General features: G+C 35.3%; 22 protein-coding genes and 1 rRNA gene. 12 read left to right on the top strand and 11 right to left on the bottom strand.

The annotated features are described in order from the left end of the window. Position 1: 1 nt before the first annotated feature. The 4 genes from tpiA to F598_RS0111280 are packed head-to-tail and all read right to left on the bottom strand — an operon-like array spanning position 2 to position 3,479. A complete protein-coding gene (gene tpiA / locus F598_RS0111295; RefSeq protein ID WP_019039167.1) occupies positions 2 to 754 on the bottom strand; it encodes a triose-phosphate isomerase in 753 nt (250 codons plus the stop codon). A 14-nt stretch (positions 755 to 768) separates the two neighbouring features. Further along, positions 769 to 1,839: an ABC transporter permease gene (locus F598_RS0111290; protein ID WP_019039166.1), complete on the bottom strand. Its 1,071-nt coding sequence runs from the start codon at positions 1,837 to 1,839 to the stop codon at positions 769 to 771. A gap of 12 nt (positions 1,840 to 1,851) precedes the next feature. Continuing rightward, positions 1,852 to 2,940, bottom strand: coding sequence for a BT_3928 family protein (locus F598_RS0111285; protein ID WP_019039165.1), 1,089 nt, complete (start codon positions 2,938 to 2,940; stop codon positions 1,852 to 1,854). Beyond that, positions 2,937 to 3,479 carry a DUF1599 domain-containing protein gene (locus F598_RS0111280; protein WP_019039164.1) on the bottom strand — a complete coding sequence of 181 codons (543 nt, stop codon included), beginning with the start codon at positions 3,477 to 3,479 and terminating at the stop codon, positions 2,937 to 2,939. The genes F598_RS0111285 and F598_RS0111280 overlap by 4 nt, the downstream gene beginning before the upstream one ends. 203 nt (positions 3,480 to 3,682) lie before the next feature. Here F598_RS0111280 and lon point away from each other — a divergent pair, with 203 nt between their 5' ends. Next, positions 3,683 to 6,130 carry an endopeptidase La gene (gene lon, locus F598_RS0111275; protein ID WP_019039163.1) on the top strand — a complete coding sequence of 816 codons (2,448 nt, stop codon included), beginning with the start codon at positions 3,683 to 3,685 and terminating at the stop codon, positions 6,128 to 6,130. Between the two features lie 120 nt (positions 6,131 to 6,250). Continuing rightward, positions 6,251 to 7,273, top strand: a complete 1,023-nt coding sequence (gene porQ, locus F598_RS0111270) for a type IX secretion system protein PorQ (protein WP_019039162.1) — start codon at positions 6,251 to 6,253, stop codon at positions 7,271 to 7,273. A 1-nt stretch (position 7,274) separates the two neighbouring features. On the opposite strand, the gene F598_RS0111265 is transcribed toward porQ, so the two are convergent. Continuing rightward, entirely contained in the window at positions 7,275 to 8,237 is a 963-nt protein-coding gene (locus tag F598_RS0111265) for an arginase family protein (protein WP_019039161.1), read from the bottom strand. A gap of 109 nt (positions 8,238 to 8,346) precedes the next feature. Between F598_RS0111265 and F598_RS0111260 the strand changes: the two genes are divergently transcribed. The 9 genes from F598_RS0111260 to ribB all read left to right on the top strand — a co-directional run bounded on the left by F598_RS0111260 (position 8,347) and on the right by ribB (position 17,133). After that, a complete protein-coding gene (locus tag F598_RS0111260) occupies positions 8,347 to 9,489 on the top strand; it encodes a trans-sulfuration enzyme family protein (RefSeq protein WP_019039160.1) in 1,143 nt (380 codons plus the stop codon). 121 nt (positions 9,490 to 9,610) lie between these two features. After that, entirely contained in the window at positions 9,611 to 10,249 is a 639-nt protein-coding gene (locus F598_RS0111255; protein WP_019039159.1) for a peroxiredoxin, read from the top strand. A 37-nt stretch (positions 10,250 to 10,286) separates the two neighbouring features. Continuing rightward, positions 10,287 to 10,601, top strand: coding sequence for a thioredoxin family protein (locus tag F598_RS0111250; RefSeq protein WP_019039158.1), 315 nt, complete (start codon positions 10,287 to 10,289; stop codon positions 10,599 to 10,601). Continuing rightward, positions 10,582 to 10,833 carry a DUF6952 family protein gene (locus tag F598_RS0111245; protein ID WP_019039157.1) on the top strand — a complete coding sequence of 84 codons (252 nt, stop codon included), beginning with the start codon at positions 10,582 to 10,584 and terminating at the stop codon, positions 10,831 to 10,833. Before F598_RS0111250 ends, F598_RS0111245 begins: the two co-directional genes overlap by 20 nt. 86 nt (positions 10,834 to 10,919) lie before the next feature. Then, positions 10,920 to 11,294 carry a diacylglycerol kinase family protein gene (locus F598_RS0111240; protein WP_019039156.1) on the top strand — a complete coding sequence of 125 codons (375 nt, stop codon included), beginning with the start codon at positions 10,920 to 10,922 and terminating at the stop codon, positions 11,292 to 11,294. Between the two features lie 51 nt (positions 11,295 to 11,345). After that, positions 11,346 to 13,769, top strand: coding sequence for a DNA translocase FtsK (locus F598_RS0111235; RefSeq protein ID WP_019039155.1), 2,424 nt, complete (start codon positions 11,346 to 11,348; stop codon positions 13,767 to 13,769). A gap of 10 nt (positions 13,770 to 13,779) precedes the next feature. Beyond that, positions 13,780 to 14,433, top strand: a complete 654-nt coding sequence (gene lolA1, locus F598_RS0111230; RefSeq protein ID WP_033408652.1) for an outer membrane lipoprotein periplasmic chaperone LolA1 — start codon at positions 13,780 to 13,782, stop codon at positions 14,431 to 14,433. 10 nt (positions 14,434 to 14,443) lie between these two features. Continuing rightward, positions 14,444 to 15,997 (top strand): LptF/LptG family permease, encoded by a 1,554-nt coding sequence (locus F598_RS0111225; protein WP_026302673.1) that lies wholly within the window; start codon positions 14,444 to 14,446, stop codon positions 15,995 to 15,997. Next, positions 15,997 to 17,133 (top strand): 3,4-dihydroxy-2-butanone-4-phosphate synthase, encoded by a 1,137-nt coding sequence (ribB, locus tag F598_RS0111220; RefSeq protein WP_019039152.1) that lies wholly within the window; start codon positions 15,997 to 15,999, stop codon positions 17,131 to 17,133. Before F598_RS0111225 ends, ribB begins: the two co-directional genes overlap by 1 nt. 142 nt (positions 17,134 to 17,275) lie before the next feature. On the opposite strand, the gene F598_RS0111215 is transcribed toward ribB, so the two are convergent. From F598_RS0111215 to F598_RS0111190, 6 genes are all read right to left on the bottom strand, one after another. Then, positions 17,276 to 17,986 carry a hypothetical protein gene (locus tag F598_RS0111215; RefSeq protein WP_019039151.1) on the bottom strand — a complete coding sequence of 237 codons (711 nt, stop codon included), beginning with the start codon at positions 17,984 to 17,986 and terminating at the stop codon, positions 17,276 to 17,278. A gap of 66 nt (positions 17,987 to 18,052) precedes the next feature. After that, complete coding sequence (locus F598_RS0111210) at positions 18,053 to 19,861, bottom strand: acyl-CoA dehydrogenase family protein (protein WP_019039150.1); 1,809 nt, start codon at positions 19,859 to 19,861, stop codon at positions 18,053 to 18,055. A gap of 16 nt (positions 19,862 to 19,877) precedes the next feature. Then, positions 19,878 to 21,065, bottom strand: coding sequence for an acetyl-CoA C-acyltransferase (locus tag F598_RS0111205; RefSeq protein ID WP_019039149.1), 1,188 nt, complete (start codon positions 21,063 to 21,065; stop codon positions 19,878 to 19,880). Positions 21,066 to 21,094: 29 nt separating this feature from the next. Then, the gene (locus F598_RS0111200; RefSeq protein WP_019039148.1) at positions 21,095 to 21,463 is read right to left on the bottom strand and encodes a four helix bundle protein; all 369 of its coding nucleotides are present in this window, start codon (positions 21,461 to 21,463) and stop codon (positions 21,095 to 21,097) included. A 55-nt stretch (positions 21,464 to 21,518) separates the two neighbouring features. Continuing rightward, the gene (locus tag F598_RS0111195) at positions 21,519 to 23,924 is read right to left on the bottom strand and encodes a 3-hydroxyacyl-CoA dehydrogenase/enoyl-CoA hydratase family protein (RefSeq protein ID WP_019039147.1); all 2,406 of its coding nucleotides are present in this window, start codon (positions 23,922 to 23,924) and stop codon (positions 21,519 to 21,521) included. A 4-nt stretch (positions 23,925 to 23,928) separates the two neighbouring features. Then, complete coding sequence (locus F598_RS0111190) at positions 23,929 to 24,387, bottom strand: MarR family winged helix-turn-helix transcriptional regulator (protein WP_019039146.1); 459 nt, start codon at positions 24,385 to 24,387, stop codon at positions 23,929 to 23,931. Positions 24,388 to 25,006: 619 nt separating this feature from the next. On the opposite strand from F598_RS0111190, the gene F598_RS0111185 reads away from it, so the two are divergent. Further along, positions 25,007 to 25,124 (top strand): 16S ribosomal RNA (locus F598_RS0111185); the annotation flags it as partial.

The following is a 25,124-nucleotide window of genomic DNA, read 5'->3' as shown; positions in this document are numbered from 1 at the left end:
ACTAAAAGGACATCACAATATCTGCAAAACTATCCGCATCTAATGAAGCGCCACCAATAAGTCCGCCATCGACGTCCTCTTTTGCAAAAATTTCTTTGGCATTATTGGGTTTTACACTTCCTCCATAAAGTATAGACGTTTGTTCTCCAATTTTAATTGTGTAGTGATCAGCTATAACCTTTCTTATGTACTGGTGCATCTCTTGTGCCTGTTCTGGAGAAGCGGTTTCGCCTGTACCAATAGCCCAGACGGGTTCATAGGCAATCACGACATTCTTCATCTCTGTGGCACTAAGGTGAAAAAGCCCTTTCTCTAATTGTTCTTTGACAATTTCGAAATGCCTTCCCTCTTTTCTTTGTTCTAGTACTTCTCCTATACAAAACATGATTTTCAGGTTATGTTTTGCGGCAGTAGTTGCTTTTTTGGCCAGAAGATGATCTGTTTCCTTATAAATAACTCTACGTTCGCTATGACCTATAATAACATATTCTACCCCAACACTCTTAAGCATAGCTGGAGAAATTTCACCGGTATAGGCCCCTTTTTCATTTTCATTTAGGTTTTGTGATGAAAGCTTAATAGGTGAATCTTTTAAAGATTGATGAGCAGCATATAGATTGGTATAGGGAGGTGCAACAATAACTTCAACATCAGTTGTAGTAAAATTCTTTTGATTTAAAGCGTTGAGCAGGTGTTGAGATTCATCTAAATTACAATTCATTTTCCAGTTTCCTGCTACTATTTGAGTTCTCATATTTTTATTTTAAGTTATATTCTAGGATCTAATAATTTATATATAATATCCACTAAGATATTAATAATGATAAAAAGGATAGCAATAGTTAACACTGCACCCATAATAATTGGTAAATCCAAGGTATTAAGCGCATCTACAATTTCTTTTCCTAATCCATTCCAGCCAAAAATATACTCAACAAAAACAGCACCAGCAAGCATGGAAGCAAACCATCCTGATATTGCTGTAACCACTGGATTTAATGCATTTTTAATACCATGTCTGGCTACAATTGAGTAAGTGTTGAGTCCTTTGGCTTTAGCTGTCCTGATATAATCTTGTTGAAATACTTCCAGTAAGGAACTTCTCATCAATTGAATAACAACAGCTAACGGTCGAATGCCTAATACTAAGGCAGGTAAAATTAAATTTTTTAGATGTAATTCTCTTTTTTCTCCAAAATCATCCAGTTCATAGAGGTTTCCAGTCATATTAAGACCAGTATATTCTTTTAGGACAAAACCAAACAGCCAGGCCGCCAAAATGGCACTAAAAAAGGAGGGTAAGCTCATTCCAAGTGTACTTAGTACTTGTATACTTTTATCTAAAAAAGAATCTTTTCTAAGGGCAGAGATGATGCCTAAAAAAATTCCTATTACAAGAGCGATAGCAATTGATGATACAGCAAGAATAGCAGTATTTGGAAGAGTTTGCTTAATGATATCTAATACCTTCTGGTCCTGACGCTGGAAAGACGTTCTCAGGTAAGGTATTTTTAAATAGAGATCGCCATTCCAGAAGAAAGGCAATAGTTTTACCCCGCTGTATTTTTTATCACTATAAAAACTAAATTCTGTAGAATTTGAACTATGCCAAGAAATTGGCGAAAGATCATTAAGATAATAGAGATACTGCTGACCTATGCTTTTATCAAATCCATATTTAGCCTTTTGTTGTTGAAGTTGCTCTTCGGTTTCATTTTGACCTAACATCATTTGAGCCGGATCTCCTGGTAAAACACTAAAAAGAAAAAAAATAACGGTCACTACACCTATAAGGGTCACAAATGCATAGCCAGTTTTTTGAAGAATGTGTTTTAGCAACAGAAATCTATTTTAAAGTTCATCTGCATCATTCCAATGCAATTTATTGGTGATAATACCCTTTTGTATTTCTACAATACCCGGATTTGCTCTTACAATAGTCTTTATTGCTGTTTCATCTGCAAAGTAAAAGTCAAAATTCAATTCGAATTGATCTTTAAAATTATCAATAGCTTTATCTCCAGAAGCCGTAAGTCCAATGACTTTGTAACCTGATTTTTCAGCTTGATTAATAGCTGATTTAATAGTATTCCAGCCTTCATTTTCTGTTTCCGATAAATTATAAGCTACTATAACAAGCAATTTTTCTTCATCCATAAGCTCATCCAAATGATCTTCATCATTTTTAATCAAAGAAAAATCATGAATCGGAGGTGTATAACCTTCGCTTACAAGCTCAGTTTCTACACCCATAAATTCGCCTGCAGCCTCAGGATAATTTCCACTGGTAACTATAATCTGCTCTTCTCCATCAGCCTGGAAAGTCCATCTATATTCATAAACTGCTTCCTTGGCATCTTCTGGAAAAGACATAGCATCTGGAATATGAGTTCCTATTTTATAGGGTCTAAAATCTATAGCTGGTAAATGCATTAGTACATGATAGGCAAAGTATAAACATCCAATACTGGCAGCAAATACAATCCACTTCAAAGAGGCTTTAGCAAAAATTGGTTTTATAAATCTTTCATTGAAAAAGAGAATCAGAATCAAGATCAAAAGGATAATGTCTTTGTAAAATGACTGCCAAGGAGTGAGAGGAATCGCATCTCCAAAACAACCACAGTCGGTTACCTTGTTAAAATACGCTGAGTAAAAAGTCAGAAATGTGAAAAATACAATCATGAGCAGTAAGCTCCACTTCGTGAATTTCGGCGCATAACCAATCAATAACGTAATTCCAAGAAGCAGCTCATAAATGACGATAAAAATAGCTAGGACTAGAGCGTAAGGAATTAAAAACTCTAAGTTGAGAACGGCCTCACCAAAATATTCCTCTAGCTTGTAAGAAAAACCAATAGGGTCGTTGAGTTTAACAAAACCACTAAATATAAATAATAACCCTACAAAAACTCTTGCAAATCCTACAATGAATTTCATTTTGAAGAGGTATTTAAATGAATTAAAGCAAATACAGAATAATTAATGATGTCAAGATATCCTGCTTCGATGCCCTCACTTACCAGGGTTTTACCACTATTATCTTCAATTTGTTTGATGCGTAGTAACTTTTGTAGGATCAAATCTGTAAGTGAACTCACCCTCATTTTTCTCCAAACTTCTCCATAATCATGGTTCTTATCAATCATTAGTTTTTTAGCTTTTTCCACTTGCAAATTATAATGGGTTACAGCTTCTTTGGCATTAAGATCTGCTTTTTCAGAAACACCTAAATCGATCTGTATCAAAGCCATTATTGAATAATTAATAATGCCAATAAATTCAGCATCTTCATTTTCTTCTACCTTCTGTGCCTTGTTCTCCTGAAGGCTCCTTATTCTGCTTGCTTTTATAAAAATTTGATCGGTAAGTGACGTAAGTCTCAAGATTCTCCAGGCTGTCCCGTAGTCTTTCGTTTTTTTTATAAACAGCTCTCTCGTTTCTTCAACGATGCTATCAAATTGTTGATTTGTATCCATAGTTATAATAAATGGTAAATTTCGACTAAATCTTACAGAAAACAAAAGTAAAACTTACAATAGTAATAAATTAGCGTGGCATGGGAATTGAACCTTATGTAAAGGAATCTTGATTGGAGTTGAAAATCAAGGTTTTTTAGTTGAGATAACATAAAACGAGAAGATGAGTCAGTGTTTACTGACATTTTGACAAAAAAAATATTATGGCAAAATCCGGACTATTTAATTTAGATAATATATCTACAGAACATATTGATGAAGATGCGGAGTTGATTCCTTTGATGACTTCAGAAGATGAAGAGGAGATCAATCGTGAGGTCTTACCAGAAGACCTACCTATCCTTCCTCTGAAAAATACAGTGCTTTTTCCTGGTGTTGTTATTCCTATTACTGCCGGTAGAGATAAGTCTATCAAATTAATTAACGATGCTAACAATGGCAACAAAACCATAGGTGTAGTAGCTCAAACCAATGATGATGAGGAGCACCCCTCATATAAAGACATTCACAAAGTAGGTGTGGTAGCCAGAATCTTGAGAGTACTAAAAATGCCAGATGGGAATACTACAGTGATCATTCAGGGTAAAAAGCGGTTCAAAATAACAGAGCCTGTTAGTGATGATCCTTATTTGAGATGTAGAATACAAGAATTTGAAGAGCTGAAACCTGTATCAGAAGATGAAGAGTTCAAAACAATCATTGATTCAATAAAAGATCTCTCATTAAGGATTATAAAGAATAGTCCTAATATACCATCAGAGGCTTCTTTTGCTATCAAGAATATTGAAAGTTCTTCCTTTTTAATCAATTTTGTTTCGTCTAACATGAGTGTTGATGTCGAAGACAAACAAAAACTATTGGAAACTAGTGACCTAAAAGAAAGGGCTCTATCTACGCTTAAATATATGAATGTTGAGTTTCAGAAACTTGAACTCAAAAATGATATTCAGTCTAAGGTTCAAAGTGACATGAGCCAACAACAACGCGAGTATTTTCTTCATCAGCAAATGAAAACAATCCAAGAAGAGTTGGGAGGAGTTTCTTCCGAAGGTGAGCTTGAAGAAATGAGAGAAAGAGCCAAGGCCAAACACTGGAATGAAAAGGTAGAGAACCATTTCAATAAAGAATTGGCTAAATTACAGAAAATGAATCCACAGGTGGCAGAATATTCTATTCAAAGAAACTACCTGGATTTATTCTTAGATCTCCCGTGGGACGAAACAAGTGAAGATATATTTGATCTTAAACGTGCTCAAAAAGTTCTCGATAGAGATCATTACGGATTGGAGGATGTGAAGAGGCGTATCATAGAATACCTCGCAGTACTAAAGCTTAGAAAAGATATGAAGTCTCCAATACTTTGCTTATATGGACCTCCCGGTGTCGGTAAGACTTCACTAGGTAAATCTATAGCTGAAGCCTTAGGTAGAAAGTATGCACGTGTTTCTTTAGGTGGTTTGCGCGATGAAGCTGAAATTCGAGGTCATAGGAAAACTTATATTGGAGCGATGCCAGGTCGGATTATTCAAAGTTTAAAGAAAGCTGGGACCAACAATCCTGTCTTTGTCTTAGATGAAATTGATAAATTAGGTAACAGTCACCAGGGCGATCCTTCTTCTGCCTTGCTTGAAGTCTTAGACCCTGAGCAAAATGATGATTTTCATGATAATTTCCTTGAAGTAGGTTACGACTTATCTAAAGTTATGTTTGTGGCCACTTCCAATAATTTAGCTTCAATACATCCTGCTTTAAGAGACCGTATGGAAATCATTCATGTAAATGGGTATACTGTGGAAGAAAAAGTAGAGATAGCAAAACGACACTTACTTCCAAAACAAATTAAAGAGCATGGTATTAAAAAAGAAGATATCAAGCTTGGTAAGCAGCAATTGGAAAAAATAATCGATGGGTATACTCGAGAATCTGGTGTTCGTAATCTAGAAAAACAAATAGCAAAAGTGGTGAGAAACATCGCTAAAAATATTGCTATGGAGGAGGAGTATGAGGTAAAAGTTTCTAACGAACAGCTAGAGAAAATCTTAGGTCCTGCCAGACCAAGGAATTCTTACGAAAATAATGAAGTAGCTGGTGTTGTGACAGGTCTAGCCTGGACTAGTGTAGGTGGAGAGATATTATATATCGAGTCTATCTTATCTAAAGGTAAAGGAAACCTAAGCATTACTGGTAATCTGGGCAAAGTGATGAAAGAATCTGCGACCATAGCCCTTGAGTATATCAAGTCTAACGCCGATAAATTTAACCTTGATTCTGAAATCTTTTCAAATTATAATGTTCATATTCACGTACCAGAAGGCGCCACTCCAAAAGATGGACCTAGCGCTGGTATAACCATGCTAACTTCATTGGTATCGCTCTTCACTCAGCGTAAAGTCAAAAAGAATTTGGCGATGACTGGAGAAATCACCTTAAGAGGGAAAGTGTTACCAGTAGGAGGTATTAAAGAAAAAATACTTGCAGCCAAACGTGCAAAAATAAAGGAAATCATTTTGTGCGAAGAGAACCGAAAGGATATAGAAGAAATTAAGGAAGACTACCTTAAAGGACTAAAAATTAACTTCGTGAATGAAATGCATGAGGTTTTAGATTTAGCCCTGACGAAACAGAAAGTTAAGGATGCCAAGACTCTTTAAGCACTTTTCTACGTCATAAATTAAAACCAGATGAATTATTCATCTGGTTTTTTATTGATAAGATAATTCAAAATAAATTACATTGCACAGCGTTTCCATACAAGGTATTCAAGACTTTACATGAACAAAAAAATCGCTTATTTAGTTTTATCTTTAGGGATATCTTGTCATGCATTTGCCCAAATTGGCGGACGTAATACCTATCAATTTTTGAATTTACCGGTTTCACCTAAAATTTCAGCTTTAGGTGGTAAGAATGTGACTTCTTATTCTTTCGATCCTGCTAACGCAATGGCCAATCCAGCTTTAATCAACTTTGAAATGCATAACCAGATGTCTGCAAATTACATGAATTACTTCGCAGATGTTAACTATGGGACTGCTTCTTATGCTTATGATGTCGGACGAAGAACTCAAATTATACAAGCTGGTGTTACGTATGTAGACTACGGTAGCTTCGACGGTTTTGATGAGTCTGGAAATTCTACTTCAGAATTCGGGGGACAGGAGGCGGCCTTATCCTTTGGCTATGCCAGACGGATAGGCCGAACCGATTTTTATGCTGGCGCTAATCTTAAACTGGTTTCTTCTAAGCTGGAGCAATATTCTTCTTTTGCCGGAGCTATAGATTTGGGTGTAGCTTATATCTACCCAGAATGGGACTTGATTGTGACTGGCCTCGTTAGAAATGCAGGGACTCAATTCAGAGCCTTTAATGATGTAAGAGAAAGCATGCCTTTTGAGGTGATTTTTGGCATTTCGCAGAAGCTTAAGAAAGCTCCTATTCGCTGGCATATTACTTTGGAAAATATGCAACAGTGGAACATTGCATTCAGGAATACTGCTAGAGATGAAGAGGATTTAAGCGGAAATATTACTCCAGATGACCCTGGTTTTATAAATAACGCCTTGAGACATACGGTTTTGGGTGCAGAGCTTTTTCCTGATGGCGGATTCAGTGTTCAATTAGGATACAACTTTAGGCGAGGGGAGGAGTTAAGAATTCAAGATCAAAGGGCTTTTTCAGGTCTGACTGGTGGTGTGAGTATTCGATTTAACAAAGTTAGATTCAGTTATTCCTACGCACAATTTAACAGGGCTGCAAGTTCCAGTTTCTTTGGTTTGAATATAGACTTACAATAATTTATTCTTCTTGCCTGATAAAATCTGAAATTAAATAACTCAGTAAGTTACGGGTTCTTGTAGATTGTGATGATTCGAAGCCACAAAAATGTGCAAAATGTACTTCCTCTTTCTTTATCATCTTTATGAATGTCCTTAGATCTCTAATGCTAAAACCTGAAGAAGATTCTATGGCGTTGGTACAATTTTCAATGCTTTTTGCATCTAGTCTCACACCAAAGCTTCTATTTAAATAATCTATTGCATTTTTAAGCTTTACACACTTATCAAGAGTGGTAAGATGTAGAGTGTCTTCATAATACTGTACGTTGATCTTTTTTGAAGTAGATATCAACTCGTAATTTGTTTGACTTACATAATTCTTATGCAAACCAAAAACGTCATACTTGTGGAGTTTGAATTCGCTCAGGTTTTTTCCATTTTGGATATTTTTAGCCCTAATATTAAAATTAGGCGAAATATCCAATAGGTTTATTTGAGATACTAAAGCTAAACTCAAGAACTTTGAAATGAAAAAACTATGTTGTGCGTTACCACCGATGAAAATAGGTATTTTCTCCGCGTCAGTAATAATTGAAATAAGCTCTTCTATAATTATAAGTTCCTCTTTTTGATAAGCTCCCACAAGGTCTGATTTTATGTCAGCATCCTGCTGAAGCGACTTTAAGATTGAATTTGCCTTTATTTCACCTAAGGCTAGGATGTCTGTTCCATCATTGAACGGGCTTTGAAGAAAGTTTAAAAGTGGTGCAATGGCTTCACTAAAGGAGTTGTCTGAAATGACAGGTTTCGAATCTTCAATGGAAAAGCTTGGTAAGCCAATCAATACATAGGTAGAACCAACTGAACTCAAATCATCTAAATGATTTACTGTTGTAATGTAATTACCCATCAACTCGTTGTTGAGTTTCTGATTTACAGGAAAGGTAAGATTATCTTTTGAGCAGAGGTTAAAATGTTTCATGACTTAATTTGTTTCTGAAAATTAGAGATTTTTTCTATCATTCTAAAATTTGCCTTTAATAAACCCTTAGTTGTGTCTAATGATTTAAATTTGAGAAAAAATTGAACTGATGCAAAAAGGACTAAATACAATATGTGTACACACTGGCGAGGTTGAAGATAAACTTTACAAAGGAGCAGTCTCTCCAATGTATTTATCAACTGCTTATGCTTACGATGGTTTAGAAACTTCTATTTACCCAAGGTACTTTAATAGTCCAAATCAGCTCAATTTATCAAAAAAAATCGCTGAGTTAGAACATGCAGAGGCGGCTTTAATATTTGGGAGTGGTATGGCCGCTATCACTACCGCTATGCTCAGTATTTTAAAGTCTGGTGATCACGTAATTCTTCAAAATCAAATTTACGGAGGGACTCGAAATTTTATTATAGAAGAGTGTAGGCAGTACGGAATTTCTTTTGACTTCATTGACGTCAATAATTGGTCTGAATTAAAGTCAACGCTTCGTCCAGAAACTCAGCTTATCTATATCGAAACACCATCCAATCCTTTATTAGAAATCACGGATGTAAAGCTCGTTACTGAATTTGCTAAAGAACATGACGTGCTAACTATGGCAGATAATACGTTTGCTAGTCCTATTAACCAAACTCTTATAGATCACGGAGTAGATATTGTTATTCACAGTGCTACCAAATATCTAGGTGGGCATAGTGACATAACTGCAGGTGCGGTAGCATCCTCTCATAGTATTATGAAAAAAGTGTTTTCGAAAGCTAAAAATTTTGGAGGTAGTTTAGCAGACCAGACGGTGTGGCTACTAGAGCGAAGTATGAAAACTCTCAATCTTCGTGTGAAAGCTCAGTCTGCTAATGCTCTTGATTTAGCAGAATATCTCCAACAATCAGAATATGTTGACCATGTCTATTATCCTGGACTGGTCTCCCATCCACAACATGAACTTGCGAAATCGCAGATGAAAGGGTTTGGAGGTATGTTGTCTTTTGATTTGAATGAGAAATGTGATATTTCAAAATTCTTTAATGGCTTAAAGCTTATAAAAAATGTATTGAGCTTAGGAGGGGTAGAAAGCACAGTGCTCTCTCCAGAAAAGACTTCCCATTCCCTTCTTACGCCTGAAGAAAGAAAAGCTCAGGGAATCAATTCTAATTTGGTTAGATTCTCAGTTGGTATTGAAGATACTGGTGATTTAAAAAGAGATCTTCGAATGGCTTTTGCAGCTAGCCTATAGTTTGACGACATATCATAAGTTTAGCTTATGAGTATATAAGAAGAGACGTTAACAATTAGCTATTTTTATCTAGTATTGATTATATTTTTGTGACATATTTAATCAACTAAAAATTATAGATATGTCAATTGTAGGTAAAAAATTTCCAGATTTAAAAGTGAACGCCATGGACGAAATGGGTGATACTTTTCAAGTTAATATTTTAGATAAAGCTAAAAAAGAAAATAAAAAAGTAATCTTGTTTTGGTATCCAAAAGATTTCACATATGTATGCCCTACAGAATTACATGCGTTTCAAGAAGCTCTACCAGAATTTGAAAAAAGAAATACAATTGTAATCGGAGCATCATGTGACACTGCAGAGGTTCATTTTGCGTGGTTAAATACTTCAAAAGATAACGGAGGAATTGAAGGTGTAACCTACCCAATTCTAGCAGATTCCAACAGAAACTTAAGTAGCAGATTAGGAATTTTAGATATCACCAATGAACGTTTTGATGATGAAGAAGGTCATTTAACCGTAGATGGTGACAACGTAACGTACAGAGCTACTTATTTAATTGATGAGGAAGGAACGGTATTTCAGGAAAGTATCAACCACATGCCACTTGGTAGAAATGTAAATGAATTTATCAGAATGATAGATGCATATACTCACGTACAAAAGCATGGTGAAGTTTGTCCTGCCAACTGGGAAGAGGGTAAAGAAAGTATGAAAGCCGACAGAGAAGGTGTAGCATCATACTTATCAAATAATTAATATTCAGTTTAACTGAATTAGTCATAAAATTAAAATTATGTTTAAAGAATTAGAGCAAGATAATTTAGCAGAATCAGTTGAAAATAACGACACCGTTGTAGTACAATTTTCTGCAACTTGGTGCGGGAATTGTAGATTGATGAAACCTAAATTTAAAAAGCTTGCAGGTGAAAATGAAGATATTCCATTTATAATGGTAGATGCAGAAAAATTTCCTGAATCTAGAAAATTAGCCAATGTGGATAACTTACCAACATTTGCAACTTTTAAAAATGGAGAATTTAAGAATCAAGTTCAAACGAATAAGTTTGAATCTTTAAAAGAGTTAGTCAATGAAGTTACCAGTAATTAAACATTTTCAAAAGAATAATGATGTTCAAAAACTTGAACATACTATCGAAGTTTTAGAATCTTTTACTGAACATCGTTCTGTAAAAGAAGAAGAAATGGACATCGTTGGTGAAATTATAACTAATATCGCTGGAGCTATAGAAATGGATAAAATGGTAAAAGAAGGTATGTCAGAAAAAGATGCTGCCAACGCTTTTGCACAACGTGTCTTAGGTTCTATCGATAGAAATTAAGTTGAATAGTAATCAAACTTTAAAGGGAAATCATAAACATGATTTCCCTTTTTTTGTGACTTTATTTAATTGTAATTTAGTTTTTAATGTTTAAAATTAAGACCATAACAGAAAGATTGAAGTCTCTTCTTTATGCATGGAAAGGATTAAGGTATTTAATTCTTAATGAAGATAGTTTCAAGTTTCAGCTTTTATTTTCTGGTTTATTTATCATTGCTGGGTTATATTTTAATATTACTAGTCTAGAATGGTGTATACAGTTAATCATGACGACTCTAGTTTTAGGTCTGGAAGGTTTGAATTCTTCGATTGAGTTACTTTCAGATTACGTGCAACCAGAACATAATAAAGTGATAGGTAAAGTAAAAGATATTGCAGCAGGCTCAGTCTTGATTTCAGGTATTTTTGCAATTGTCATAGCTTTAATTATTTATATTCCATATTTCCTCACCTTAATTTGATTAGTTTAAGCGGTTAATATTTGTATTTTTGCTTAGTAGTTGAAAATCTATATGGCTAAACAAACAAGGCGTAAAGCAGCAAAAACCAAGCAACCCAAAAAAAGCTTAAACCTGAAGGCTTCAAAACGTACCAAAATTATTTTTGGTAGTTTCCTCATTCTATTTTCTATAGGTCTTATTATTTCTTTCATTTCTTATTTTTTCAATTGGCAAGCAGATCAATCCTTAATGGGAGATGTATTAGATCGCAGTCGTTCTGCCAATAATTGGCTGAGCAAGTTTGGTGCTTATATAAGTCACAGTTTGATCTATAAGGGTTTTGGTATCTCTGTAATAAGTTTGCCAGTAATGATTTTCGTAACCGGAGTTTATCTGTTCCTAAACCTAAAGCTTTTTAAATTGAGGTCTCTCTGGTTTTGGGGCGCTTATCTCATCTTAGGATTTTCATTGTTATTTGGTTTTTTTGCAGAATCAAATCCGATTTTGGGTGGTGCAGTAGGCTACGAATTGAATGATTATTTACAAGATTACATAGGAAAATTAGGTGTGGCTCTCATCCTGATTTTCATGTTGATAATTTATTTGGTTTCTCGATTAAATTTAACACCAGATGCTTTATCAAAGTCATTTTCAAGCCACGGAAAAAACATCAAAGATGAGGTTTCTGAAATTAAATTCAAGTCAAAACAAACCACAGAAACAAATTCAACTAAAACTTCAGATTTTGACCAGGAACTTGAAATAGCAAGCTCCTCCTATCAGGATTCCACAAATGAAGCTAATCAAGCAAAAGACGTCGAAATTGAGAATTCTTTTAGTGAAAAATCAAATCTTGAACCAATAGAAAAAGAAAAAATTGTAATAAAATCTGAAGATAAAGATGATGTGGCCATGGAGGTTGAAACTGCTGAAGACGAAGAAGAATCCGATCAGCTCAGCAAGAAACTGGTAGAAGATTTTGGTGAATTTGATCCAACCTTGGAATTAGCTAACTATCAATTTCCAAGTATAGAACTGCTTAAAGACTACAATTCTGGTCGAGGAATCACAATAGATCAAAAAGAACTGGAACAGAATAAGAATAAGATTGTAGATACGCTTAAGAACTATAAAATAGAAATTGCTCAAATAAAAGCGACAGTAGGACCCACTGTGACCTTATATGAAATCGTTCCCGAAGCTGGGATACGTATATCAAAAATCAAAAACCTTGAGGATGACATTGCTTTATCTTTATCTGCTTTAGGAATTAGAATTATAGCACCGATTCCTGGAAAAGGGACCATTGGTATAGAAGTTCCCAATCAAAATCCTTCTGTGGTTCCGATGCGTTCTGTGATTGCTTCTAATAAGTTTCAAAATGCTGAAATGGAATTGCCTATAGCTATGGGAAAGACCATATCTAACGAAACTTATACTGTAGATCTAGCTAAGATGCCTCACTTGCTCATGGCAGGGGCTACAGGTCAAGGTAAATCGGTTGGCTTAAATGTAATTCTTACCTCTTTACTATATCAAAAACATCCAGCTGAGGTTAAATTTGTTCTGGTAGACCCTAAGAAAGTGGAGCTGACACTTTTCAACAAAATTGAGAGGCATTACTTGGCTAAACTTCCAGATACAGACGAAGCTATAATTACAGACAACACCAAGGTAATCAACACCTTGAACTCGTTGTGTATCGAAATGGACAATCGCTATGACCTCTTGAAGGATGCCATGGTAAGAAACATTAAAGAATACAATGTCAAATTCAAGGCAAGAAAATTGAATCCAGAAAATGGTCACAAATTCCTTCCTTATATTGTTTTGGTAGTCGATGAATTTGCAGATCTGATTATGACTGCTGGTAAAGAAGTGGAAACTCCTATAGCCCGTTTAGCCCAGTTGGCACGTGCTATTGGAATTCATCTTATCATAGCCACTCAACGACCATCTGTAAATGTGATTACCGGTATGATTAAGGCTAACTTCCCTGCTAGAATGGCATTTAGAGTGACATCTAAAATAGATTCCAGAACTATTCTTGATGCTGGAGGGGCCGACCAGCTTATTGGTCGTGGAGATATGTTATTTACCCAGGGTAATGATTTAATTAGACTGCAGTGTGCCTTTGTGGATACGCCTGAGGTAGAAAAAATCACCGACTTTATTGGTTCACAAAAAGCCTATGCAGATGCTCATCTCTTGCCAGAGTATTCTGGTGAAGAATCTGGCATAAGTGTTGATAATGATATCGAAGAAAGAGATAAGCTTTTCCGAGAAGCAGCAGAGGTAATAATTACTGCACAGCAAGGGTCTGCTTCATTGTTACAACGAAAGTTAAAGCTGGGCTATAATAGAGCTGGCAGAATTATAGATCAGCTTGAAGCTGCGGGTATAGTTGGTCCATTTGAGGGAAGCAAAGCTAGACAAGTGCTGGTAGCGGACTTTATAGCCTTAGAAGAATTATTAAAAAACGAACAAAATACTTAATATTAGACTCATGAATATTATCAAAACTATAATTGCAATTTTTCTTTTATCAATATCGACTTCTGGAGTTATGGCTCAGAGTAATAATGAAGCGAAGGCCCTAGTTAAAGAGGTTTTAGACAAAGTAGAATCTTATAATAATTTTGTGATTGATTTCACCTATACTCTAGAAAATACTGAGCAAAATATAAAGCAAGAAACCAGGGGAGAGGTGAGTATTAAAGGTGAAAAGTACGTCTTAAATCTCATGGGAACGACTCAAATTTTTGATGGTTCTAAAATTTATACCATTGTCCCGGAAGATGATGAAGTGACCATTTCAAAATATGACAAGACCGACACAGAACAGATTACTCCTTCAAAAATGTTAACTTTCTATCAAGAAGGATACCGCTTTAAGATGGATATTCTTCAAAATGTTCAGGGCAGAAAGATCCAATATGTAGAATTAATTCCAATAGATTCTAATAACGAAATGAAACAAATACTATTGGGAATAGATAAACAAACCAAACATATTTTCAATTTGATTCAAGTTCAGCCAGATGATACTAAAATTGAATTTAGAGTCACTAAATTTAAAACCAATGAGCCCTTATCTGCTACTCATTTTGAATTTCAAAGGTCTAAGTATGCAGATTACTACATCAACGAATTAGATTAATTTCCAGGTATTGAAAATTCTCGATCGTTATATTTTATCTTCTTTCATAAAGACATTTCTTTCTGTTTTTACTATCCTGATGTTCATTTTTATTCTCCAATCAGTTTGGAGGTTTATTGATGAATTTGCGGGTAAGGATATTGACTTAGAAATTATTTCTAAATTTCTTTTGTTCTTACTTCCTAATTTAATTCCAATGGTTCTTCCGTTAACCATTCTGTTGTCATCGATTATGACATTTGGAAGTTTTGCTGAGCAGTACGAATTTGCTGCTATGAAGTCTGCTGGGATTTCTCTTCAGCGAGCCATGAAGAGTCTTATCATTTTTATTCTTATTCTCGGAGCCGTTACTTTTTATTTTGCAAATACCGTAATTCCATATGCAGAAGGAAAGGTCTTAAACATGCGTAAAAATATCGCTCAGGTGAAACCTGCTATGGCTATTGTAGAGGGAGCTTTTAATGATTTGGGAAGTATCAATATTAAAGTTAGCAAAAAGAGTGGCCCAAATGGTAGGGATCTGGAAGATGTTATTATACATAAAAAGTCTGAAAACAGAGTAGGGAATTATACTGTTATTAAGGCAGATCGTGGAGTCATTGAGTCTGGAGAAAACTCCAATGTATTATCACTTACTCTATTTGACGGGAATTATTATGATGAAGTTCCCACTAAAACTTATCAGGAAAAACTGAAAGCTCCTTTTGTAAAATCGGCATTTCAAAAATATGTTCTTAATATGGATCTTTCTTCTTTTAATAACGTAGACTTAGAAGATGAAAGTTTAAAACACCCTTATAAGATGTTGAATACAAGCGAACTCAGAATTCAATTAGATTCGTTTTCAAATAATTATAACAAAGGAGTGGATAGTTACGATAGACTAATAAAGCAGAGAAGTGGCCTTCAGAGATCTTTAAATTTAAATAAATCTAAGGTACAGAAGGATAGTCCCCGTCAACTTAAAAAAAGTATTACTCAGCGATTGAGTGAGGAGGATACCATTTCTAAAACCGATGAGAACGAGCCCTACGATTTGTACGCCACACAATCGATAGACAGCTTGTTTTGGGAGTATCCTTTTAGACAACGAACACAACTTTTCAATGTAGCTACTAATTCGGTGAATAGCATAATGCCGCAAATCAGCTCGAAGAAAAATCAATTCAAGCAAAAAAGAATCCTACTAAATAAAATTGAAATGTCGATGCATAGTAAATATGCATTGCCTTTTGCATGTATAATTCTATTTTTTGTTGGAGCCCCATTAGGAGCTATTATCAGAAAGGGAGGTTTAGGATTACCAATGGTTATAGCTATTTTAATTTTCTTAACTTATCACTTTATAGGATTATTTGCTTCTAATACAGCAGAAGGGGGTGGTTTATCCCCATTTTTGGGCTCCTGGTTATCAACCATCATACTTTTCCCATTAAGTATATATCTAACTTATAGGGCAACCACAGATCAGGGCTTTGTTAATTTAGATTTCATAGCTGTGCCCATAGATAAACTCATAAAAAACATTAAAGCGAACGTTTTTAATATCAGAAATAAAAAGTAATGACAGAAGGAAAGATTAAATTGGATTCGATTCAGGAAGCAATTGACGATGTAAGGGCTGGAAAAGTAATTATCGTTGTTGACGATGAAGATAGAGAAAACGAAGGTGATTTTCTTGCTGCTGCAGAGAAAGTCACGCCAGAGATGATAAATTTCATGGCAAAACATGGAAGGGGCTTAATTTGCTCTCCTCTTACAGAAGGCAGATGTAAAGAGTTAAACCTGACTTCCATGGTAGGTAATAATACAGATCCTATGGAAACCGCCTTTACAGTTTCTATCGATTTAAGAGGAAAAGGGGTAACTACAGGAATTTCTGCTGCAGACAGAGCTAAAACAATTCAAGCACTCTGTGATGAGAATACAAAACCACATGATCTGAATAGACCTGGACATATTTTCCCACTAATCGCTAAGGAAGGAGGTGTCCTAAGACGTACAGGTCATACCGAAGCTTCTATTGATTTTGCAAGATTGGCAGGTTTGAAACCTGCTGGCGTCATTTGTGAAATCATGAATGAAGATGGAACCATGGCTAGACTTCCAGAATTGGTCAAAGTTGCAAAAGAGCATGATCTTAAATTGGTTTCAATAGAAGATTTAGTGGCTTATAGAATGCAGCATGATTCCCTAATCGAAAAGTCAGAAGATTTTGAACTGCAAACCAAATTTGGTCAATATAGATTAAGAGCCTACCATCAAACCACTAACGATCGTGTTCATCTGGCGCTGACTAAAGGCTCCTGGAAAACAGATGAACCTGTTTTAGTAAGAATGAATTCAACTTTAGTCAATAATGATATTTTGGGAACGCTTACCTCGAATGCTGATCAGAAGCTGGATAATATGTTCAAACAATTAAACTCTGAAGGAAAAGGAGCTATAGTATTTATCAATCAGGATGTGCAAGGGCTTAACCTTATCTCCAGACTTAAGGAGCTGAAACAAAATCAGAAAGACAATGATATTGCTAAAGCTCCACGCGTAGTTATGGATGAAAAGGATTTTGGTATAGGTGCACAAATTTTGCACGACATAGGCGTCCATAAAATTAAGTTGATGTCCAACACACAACAAAAGAAACGAGTGGGTATGATAGGTTATGGCTTAGAAATAGTTGATTACGTCAATTATTAGTAAGATTTAATAAAAAGTAGCCGTCCTAAACTTATATAGTTTTCATTTCGAGCGGAGTTGAGAAATCAAGATCTTAAACGTTCAAAATATTTCGACTGCACTCAATTTGATATGTTTGAATGTTTCATATTTTAAGGAAATTTCATTTAAAGCGTTTCCAGCGTTCTTGAATATATTCGCCTTTAGAGCTTTTCCCATTATGATTCCAAATGCCTTCTGAAATTTGTTTTTTAAAAGAAAGTGTATCTCCAACCATCTCAGGATTTTTAGAGAAAAATTGAATGATTTCATTGTGTTTATCATCATCTTGAGTCCATTTTCCACCACTTGATCCAAAAAACTCTCCTGTTTGGCTATTTAATGCTAAAATCTGATAGTAATTGTCTGTCAGCATTTTTAGAGTTTTTCTTGGTTTATCTTCGATAGTAAGCCATTTTGAATCTCGAAACGCTTGGTGAATCTTCCAGCAGGTTACATTCTCTTTGTCAGCTGTATCGATTTTAACCCATACTTCTTCATTTCGAGAATTTTTATCTGATAAGTATAACGTGTCATTCTGAACTTCATAATGAAAATTCAAGTAGGTCCCTGTAACCGCTCTCGACTCAGAGTTGATTTCATAATTTTCAATATAATCTGAACTAGATAGCGAATACACTCCTCCTGATGCAGAAACGAATTCTCCAGTTGATCCTAAGTAAGTTGAGCTCGTAAAATAAGCATCACTATAGAGTTTAATCGTTCTTTGATCATTAGAATGATTTTTAACCTTTTCCCATGCTCCATTGAGAGTCTGAGAATGCATTAGGCTAGAATTGATTAGCATTACAATAATTAAATAAAATAGTTTCATAAAATTGATTTTTAGGTATAAAAAAACCCACCGTAGGGTGGGTTAAATTTAGAAAATTAAGAGATATTAAAAAGCATATTTATTGTCTTCTACAATTTTGTCTGCAATAGTATTTCTCAATTCAACGATGTTAGGATAGTTTTCATACTTGGTGTAACGCTTCAATCCCATCAACATCATTTTTTGCTCATCGCCTTCGGCAAAAGAAATAATACCTTCTTTGGCTTTTTCATTGATTTTATCAACGGCCTTGTACAATCTCAATTTAGCCATGGCAATTTGAACGGTTTGAGAATCTTCACCATATCGCTTAGCATTTTTCTCTGCTCTTAAAATAGCAGATTCTGCCATGTAAGTCTCAATTAAAATGTCTGCGGAAGCCAGGAGCAATTGCTGGTGTTCTTCTAACTCTGCACCATATTTCTGAGCTGCACTACCAGCGACCATTAAGAACACTTTTTTCAGTTTTCTTAGCATTGCTTTTTCTTCAGCTAATAATTCAGAATAATCTGGGGTGTCAAAAGAAGGAATACCAGTTAATTCATCAGCAACTTCTTTAGCCGGACCTAAGAGATCTACGTGACCTTTCATTGCTTTCTTCACGAGCATACCTACAGAAAGCATTCTGTTTATCTCGTTGGTACCTTCGTATATTCTAGATATACGAGCATCTCTCCAAGCAGATTCCATAGGTGCATCAGCAGAGAAGCCCATTCCTCCATAAATTTGGATACCTTCATCAGTACATTTCTGAATATCTTCAGAAACTGCCACTTTAAGGATAGAACATTCAATAGCAAATTCTTCTACACCTTTCAATTCAGCTTCCTGATGAGAACTACCATTTTCTCTTCTTAAGTTAATTCTGTCTTCGATATTTTTCGAAGCTCTATAACAAGCTGCTTCATCTGTATAGATAGACGTTGCCATTTCAGCTAATTTGGAACGAACAGCACCGAATTTTGAAATTGGAGTTTTAAACTGAACTCTATCATTGGCATAACTCACCGCAGATCCTAAAACTCTTCGCTGTGCATCTAAGCAGGCTGCTGCTAGTTTAATCCTACCAACGTTTAAGGCATTCATAGCGATTTTGAATCCGCCATTTCTTTCTCCTAATAAATTTTCTGCCGGTACTTTGGTTTCGTTAAAGAATACCTGACGAGTAGAAGAGGAGTGAATTCCAAGTTTTTTCTCTTCATCACCCATGGAAATTCCGTTCTCTAAATCTTTCTCTACAATAAATCCAGTAATGTTTTTATCATCTTCAATTCTTGCGAAGACTATAAAAAGGTCGCAAAATCCAGCATTGGAAATCCACATTTTTTGACCGGTGATTGTATAATGTGAACCATCTTCAGACAAAACCGCTTTGGTTTTCCCTGAATTAGCATCTGATCCAGCGCCTGGTTCTGTCAAACAGTAAGCTCCAAACCACTCTCCAGTCGCTAATTTAGGGATGTATTTTTTCTTTTGTTCTTCTGTTCCATAAAGAGTAATTGGTAACGTACCGATACCAGTGTGAGCACCGAATGCAGTGGCAATAGAACCAGTAGCTCCGGAAATATAATCACATACCAGCATTGTGGATACGAAATCCATTCCTAAGCCATCATATTCTTCTGGTACAGCAACACCTAAGAAGCCAAGCTCTCCCGCTTTACGCATGACTTCTTCAGTCAAATCATAATTCTTTTTTTCGAACTCTTCTTTCTTAGGCCAGATTTCTCTGTCGACAAACTCCTTTACAGAGTCCCTCATCATTTTTTGTTCATCAGAAAAATCCTCTGGTGTGAAGACCTCTTCTGCTTTAGTCTCTTTCACGATGAATTGACCTCCTCGGATCATTTCAGCAATTTTTTCTTTAGTTTCCATGTTTTTCCTTTTTTAGTTAATATACTTCATAAATTCCAGCAGCTCCTTGTCCTGTACCAACGCACATAGTAACCATGGAATATTTATTTTTTAATTGTCTTTTTTTCATTTCATCAAATACTTGAACCGATAGTTTAGCTCCAGTACAACCTAGTGGGTGACCAAGTGCTATGGCACCACCGTTCACGTTTAAAATTTCCTGATTAATATCCAATTCTCTAGCCACAGCTAAAGATTGAGAAGCGAAGGCTTCATTGAGTTCTATAAGTTCAATATCTTTTAGTTTAAGATTGGCCTGGTCTAAAGCCTTAGGAATTGCTTTTACAGGACCAATACCCATAATTCTAGGTTCTACACCTACTGTAGCGTAGGATACCAATCGAGCTACTGGCTCTAAGTTTAATTCCTTGACCATTTCTTCACTCATTAACATGACAAACGCAGCTCCGTCACTCATCTGAGAGGAGTTACCTGCAGTAACACTTCCACCATCAGCAAATACGGGTCTTAGTTTATTCAAGACTTCTTCAGAGGTGTCAGCTCGTGGTCCCTGATCTTGATCTACTGTATAAGTCTTAGACTGTTTTTTTCCTTTTGAATCCACAAAAATATCCTCAACTTCAATGGGTACAATCTGATCTTTAAACCGGTTTTCTTTTTGTGCTTTGATGGCTTTCTGATGAGACTTGTAGGCAAATTCATTCTGATCTTTAGCATTGATTTTATATTTCTCTGCTACAGCTTCTGCAGTTAAGCCCATTCCCCAATAGTAACTCTCGTTACCTGCTTTGGCAGTTTCATAATTTGGGACTGGTTTATAACCTCCCATTGGTATATAACTCATGCTTTCCGCTCCTCCGGCGATGATGCAGTCTGCCATCCCACTTTGGATTTTAGCAGAGGCCATAGCGATTGTTTCAATACCTGAGGCACAATATCTATTGACGGTTACACCAGGAACTTCTTCAGATTTTAATCCCATGAGAGAGACTAATCTTCCCATGTTTAAACCTTGTTCAGCTTCTGGCATGGCATTCCCAACAATGACATCATCAATCCTGGATTTATCAAAATCCGGTAATTGTTTCATCATGTACTCAATAGTTTCAGCGGCCAGATCATCTGGTCTTTTAAAGCGGAATACGCCTTTTGGGGCTTTTCCTACTGCGGTTCTATAACCTTTAACTATATATGCTGTTTTCATAGTGGACTTTTAGATTTTAGAACTTAGATTTAAGATTGATTTTTCTTAGTTTCTAAGCCTGTATTAAATTTATAAATCATTTTTTGTATTTCATTAATTATTATCTCTAGCTCATTTAGTTGTTCATTTTCAATAAAATTTAAACGATAACCTATGATGAGCTGAGTATTTAGTTCATTTAAAGATCCTCTAGAAATAGATAAAAATCTGCTAAAATCTTTATTACTAGTTCTTCCAGCACCTTCAGCAATATTAGAGGGAACTGATATTGAACTTCTTTTAATTCGATCTATTAAACCATACTTTTCAGAATTAGGAAAACTCGCTGTAAGTTGAAATACGTTTTCAACTAAGTCCATTGACTTTTTCCATATTTTTAATTCTTTATAATTATGCATGATTCTAGGTCGATTTTAGTCTAATATCTAATTTCTAATATCTTAATTCTATATATTAGTTTCTTAACGGCTTTCCCTTTTTAATCATGTGTTGCAAACGTTCTAAAGTTTTTCTTTCTCCACAAAGAGATAAGAAAGCTTCGCGTTCTAAGTCTAATAGGTATTGTTCTGAGACGTGATTGGCTTCGGATAAATCGCCCCCAGACATGACATAAGCAAGTTTATTGGCTATTTTTTGATCGTGTTCGCTGATGTATTTACCAGCTTTCATCTGATCTGTACCTACTAAGAAAGCGCCTAAGGCCTGACGGCCTAATACTTTAATGTCATTTGTTTTTACTGGCTGTGTGTATCCGTTTTGAGCCATCAACCTCGCTTGTTCTTTAGCCACAGCAAGCTGTCTATCACGACTTACGACAACCATATCTTTTCCTCTTTCGAAAATATTCAAATCAAAAGCTTCATGAGCTGATTTTGCGACTTTTGCCATACCTATAGTTAAGAAATTTTCTCTCAACCTGTTAAGTTCAACATCGTCTTTTTGAAATGTCATCGCTGCTCGTCTGGTCATTTCTTTAGAACCACCACCACCTGGGATGACGCCTACACCAAATTCTACTAACCCGATATAAGTTTCAGCGTGAGCTACTACTTTATCGGCATGCATGGATAATTCACATCCACCTCCAAGTGCCATTTGATGTGGGGCCGCTACTGTTGGAATGGAGGAGTAGCGCATTCTCATCATAGTATCTTGGAAATATTTTATAGCTCCGTTCAATTCTTCATATTCCTGTTCTACAGCAAACATAAAAATCATTCCAATATTGGCTCCCACAGAGAAATTATCACCAGTATTTGAAATGACAACACCATCATAATCTTTCTCTGCAATGTCCATAGCGGTATTGATACCATTAAGTACATCTCCACCGATGGAATTCATCTTACTTCTAAATTCGATATTCAAAATACCATCTCCTAAGTCTTCGGCAACAAGATCTTTATTACTAAAAACTTCGTGACTTTCTCTAATATTGTCTAGAATGATAAAGGCATCCTGTCCAGGTATTTTAGCGTGCTCTTTTTTATCGATATCATAGAAATACGTTTTACCAGATTTGATATGGTAAAATGATTTCTCATTAGACTCTGAAAGGGCTTTGACCCAATCTGCTATTTCATAACCTTCATCTTTCATCAATTGAATACCTTTTTCGAGTCCAATAGCATCCCAAATTTGAAATGGGCCATGTTGCCAGCCAAAACCAGCCTTCATAGCATCATCGATTTTATATAAGGCATCCGTAATTTCAGGAATTCTATGTTGCACATAGGCAAATAGTGCAGCGAAATTTTTTCTATAAAATTCTCCAGCTTTGTCCTTACCATCCACAAGAATTGGGAATCGATCGGCTACAATATCAACAGACTTAGTTTTCTCTAGAGTATCAAATTTGGCTGATTTTTTATCTCTATAGTCTAAAGAGTCGAGATCTAAGGATTTAATCTCAGAAGAACCATCATCATGCTTAACTTTTTTATAGAAACCCTGACCGGTTTTACTTCCCAACCACTTTTCCTTCATCATATGCTCTATAAAGTCTGGCAGCTTAAATAAATCATGTCTTTCGTCGTTAGGGACATTGTCATAAAGTCCATTAGCGACGTGCACTAAGGTATCAAGCCCTACAACATCTACAGTTCTAAAGGTTGCAGATTTAGGTCTTCCAATAACAGGACCTGTAAGTTTATCGACTTCTTCAATGGTCATATCCATGTCCTTAACCATATGAAAAAGGCTCATAATGCTAAAAATACCAATTCTGTTTCCTATAAAAGCAGGCGTATCTTTAGCAACGACTGTAGTTTTACCTAAGAATTTTTCTCCATAAGTATTTAAGAAATCTAAAACTTCACTTGAAGTATCAGGTCCAGGAATAATTTCCAATAATTTTAAGTAGCGTGGTGGATTAAAGAAATGTGTACCACAAAAGTGTTTTTTGAAGTCATCAGACCTTCCCTCAGTCATAAATTTAATAGGAATACCAGATGTGTTAGAAGAGATTAAAGTTCCTGGTGTTCTGTGTTTCTCTAAATTTTCAAACACTTGTTTTTTAATATCGAGTCTCTCTACAACAACTTCTATAATCCAATCAGCATCTTTTATTTTAGAAATATCATCTTCTAAATTTCCAGTTTCAATTCTCTTGGCAAAGTCTTTATGATAAATAGGAGAAGGGTTAGATTTTAAGGAAGATGTTAGCGCGTCATTTACTATTCTATTACGTACTGAAACATCTTCTAGTTTTTTTCCCTGTTTTTGTTCTTTATCAGTAAGTTCTTTTGGCACAATATCAAGGAGTAAAACTTCTACACCTATGTTGGCAAAATGACAAGCAATACCACTTCCCATAATTCCAGAGCCTACAACGGCAACTTTTTTGATTCTTCTTTTCATATAATTATTGAATTTTAGGTTGTTCTTCTTTTACAAAGACTTTCTTCTCTGATATAATTTTATTGATTTGATCGGTTACTTTCATAAATACATCTAGATCCTCTTTTGAGATATTTTCTTTAACGGCATTATCGAATGATAACACGACGTATTTTGAGAATTTTCTCATTTCTATTCCAAAATCAGTTAAATGGATTAAAACACTTCTGCCATCATTTGGATTCTTCTCTCTAGTGATTAGGCCTTTTTCTTCCATAGTCTTCAAAGTCCTGGACAAACTCGTAGATTCTACTCCCATTTTAGGACCTAATGCCGTAGAAGGAGTACCATTCTCAGGATCAATACTTAACAAAGCAAATCCAGTAGCCATGCTACTTCCCTTCTTATTCGCCTCTTCGTTATATAATTTAGCAACTGCTATCCAAGTAGACCTTAAGACGTAGTCGATTGTTTTTTCTTTCATATTCTAGTATTAAGACAAATATAAATAAATTTACTATGCATGCATAATAAATATGAATTATTTTTCAGCTGAATTACAGTATAATTAATTTTAATAATTATGCATTCACTTAATTCTGAGAGAGATGAATATTGAACAAAAAAAACCTTCAAATTCTTTTGGTTGGTAAGTGGAATTAGTTGTAGTTTTGCACCCCGCTAATTGAGGTATTGAAGTAAGGTTAACAAAGAGATAAGATAGGGATAATCTTTATCTTATTTTGCTTAAAAAGGGTTGTGAGATTCTTGGAAAGGTGTTAGTTTTGCGGTCCTGTTTTAGAGAGACAGACGTTCTTAAAAAAAGTTTTTATTTTTCTCTTAATTACTACTTGTTATATCAAAAATAAGTTTTAGTTTTGCATCCGCTTAGCGAGAGCGGTACGAGTTTAAGGGTCTTTGGTTAGATTTTAAACGACAAGAATAAAAGTTCATTGACATATTGAATTGACAATTATAAGTAGGAATACTTATAGAATTAGAAACATTAAAAAGATTAGACTAATTGTAAAAGATTAGAGTTAATTCCTGAGAAGACAATTTTAGAATTGAATTCATTTAGACGTTAAGATATATAAGATTTAACGATGAAGAGTTTGATCCTGGCTCAGGATGAACGCTAGCGGCAGGCCTAACACATGCAAGTCGAGGGGTAACGAGAGTGCTTGCACTTGTCGACGACCGGCGCACGGGTGCGTAACG

It is taken from the genome of Psychroflexus tropicus DSM 15496, from assembly GCF_000378765.1.
Classification (GTDB): domain Bacteria; phylum Bacteroidota; class Bacteroidia; order Flavobacteriales; family Flavobacteriaceae; genus Psychroflexus; species Psychroflexus tropicus.
This window is presented reverse-complemented; position numbering and strand designations above follow the sequence as displayed.

Bases quoted from the DNA above. Each gene is read 5' to 3' on its own strand.
- tpiA (WP_019039167.1), bottom strand. From the start codon at position 754: ATGAGAACTCAAATAGTAGCAGGAAACTGGAAAATGAATTGTAATTTA.
- F598_RS0111285 (WP_019039165.1), bottom strand. From the start codon at position 2,940: ATGAAATTCATTGTAGGATTTGCAAGAGTTTTTGTAGGGTTATTATTT.
- F598_RS0111280 (WP_019039164.1), bottom strand. From the start codon at position 3,479: ATGGATACAAATCAACAATTTGATAGCATCGTTGAAGAAACGAGAGAG.
- lon (WP_019039163.1), top strand. From the start codon at position 3,683: ATGGCAAAATCCGGACTATTTAATTTAGATAATATATCTACAGAACAT.
- porQ (WP_019039162.1), top strand. From the start codon at position 6,251: ATGAACAAAAAAATCGCTTATTTAGTTTTATCTTTAGGGATATCTTGT.
- F598_RS0111265 (WP_019039161.1), bottom strand. From the start codon at position 8,237: ATGAAACATTTTAACCTCTGCTCAAAAGATAATCTTACCTTTCCTGTA.
- F598_RS0111260 (WP_019039160.1), top strand. From the start codon at position 8,347: ATGCAAAAAGGACTAAATACAATATGTGTACACACTGGCGAGGTTGAA.
- F598_RS0111255 (WP_019039159.1), top strand. From the start codon at position 9,611: ATGTCAATTGTAGGTAAAAAATTTCCAGATTTAAAAGTGAACGCCATG.
- F598_RS0111250 (WP_019039158.1), top strand. From the start codon at position 10,287: ATGTTTAAAGAATTAGAGCAAGATAATTTAGCAGAATCAGTTGAAAAT.
- F598_RS0111245 (WP_019039157.1), top strand. From the start codon at position 10,582: ATGAAGTTACCAGTAATTAAACATTTTCAAAAGAATAATGATGTTCAA.
- F598_RS0111240 (WP_019039156.1), top strand. From the start codon at position 10,920: ATGTTTAAAATTAAGACCATAACAGAAAGATTGAAGTCTCTTCTTTAT.
- F598_RS0111235 (WP_019039155.1), top strand. From the start codon at position 11,346: ATGGCTAAACAAACAAGGCGTAAAGCAGCAAAAACCAAGCAACCCAAA.
- lolA1 (WP_033408652.1), top strand. From the start codon at position 13,780: ATGAATATTATCAAAACTATAATTGCAATTTTTCTTTTATCAATATCG.
- ribB (WP_019039152.1), top strand. From the start codon at position 15,997: ATGACAGAAGGAAAGATTAAATTGGATTCGATTCAGGAAGCAATTGAC.
- F598_RS0111215 (WP_019039151.1), bottom strand. From the start codon at position 17,986: ATGAAACTATTTTATTTAATTATTGTAATGCTAATCAATTCTAGCCTA.
- F598_RS0111210 (WP_019039150.1), bottom strand. From the start codon at position 19,861: ATGGAAACTAAAGAAAAAATTGCTGAAATGATCCGAGGAGGTCAATTC.
- F598_RS0111205 (WP_019039149.1), bottom strand. From the start codon at position 21,065: ATGAAAACAGCATATATAGTTAAAGGTTATAGAACCGCAGTAGGAAAA.
- F598_RS0111200 (WP_019039148.1), bottom strand. From the start codon at position 21,463: ATGCATAATTATAAAGAATTAAAAATATGGAAAAAGTCAATGGACTTA.
- F598_RS0111195 (WP_019039147.1), bottom strand. From the start codon at position 23,924: ATGAAAAGAAGAATCAAAAAAGTTGCCGTTGTAGGCTCTGGAATTATG.
- F598_RS0111190 (WP_019039146.1), bottom strand. From the start codon at position 24,387: ATGAAAGAAAAAACAATCGACTACGTCTTAAGGTCTACTTGGATAGCA.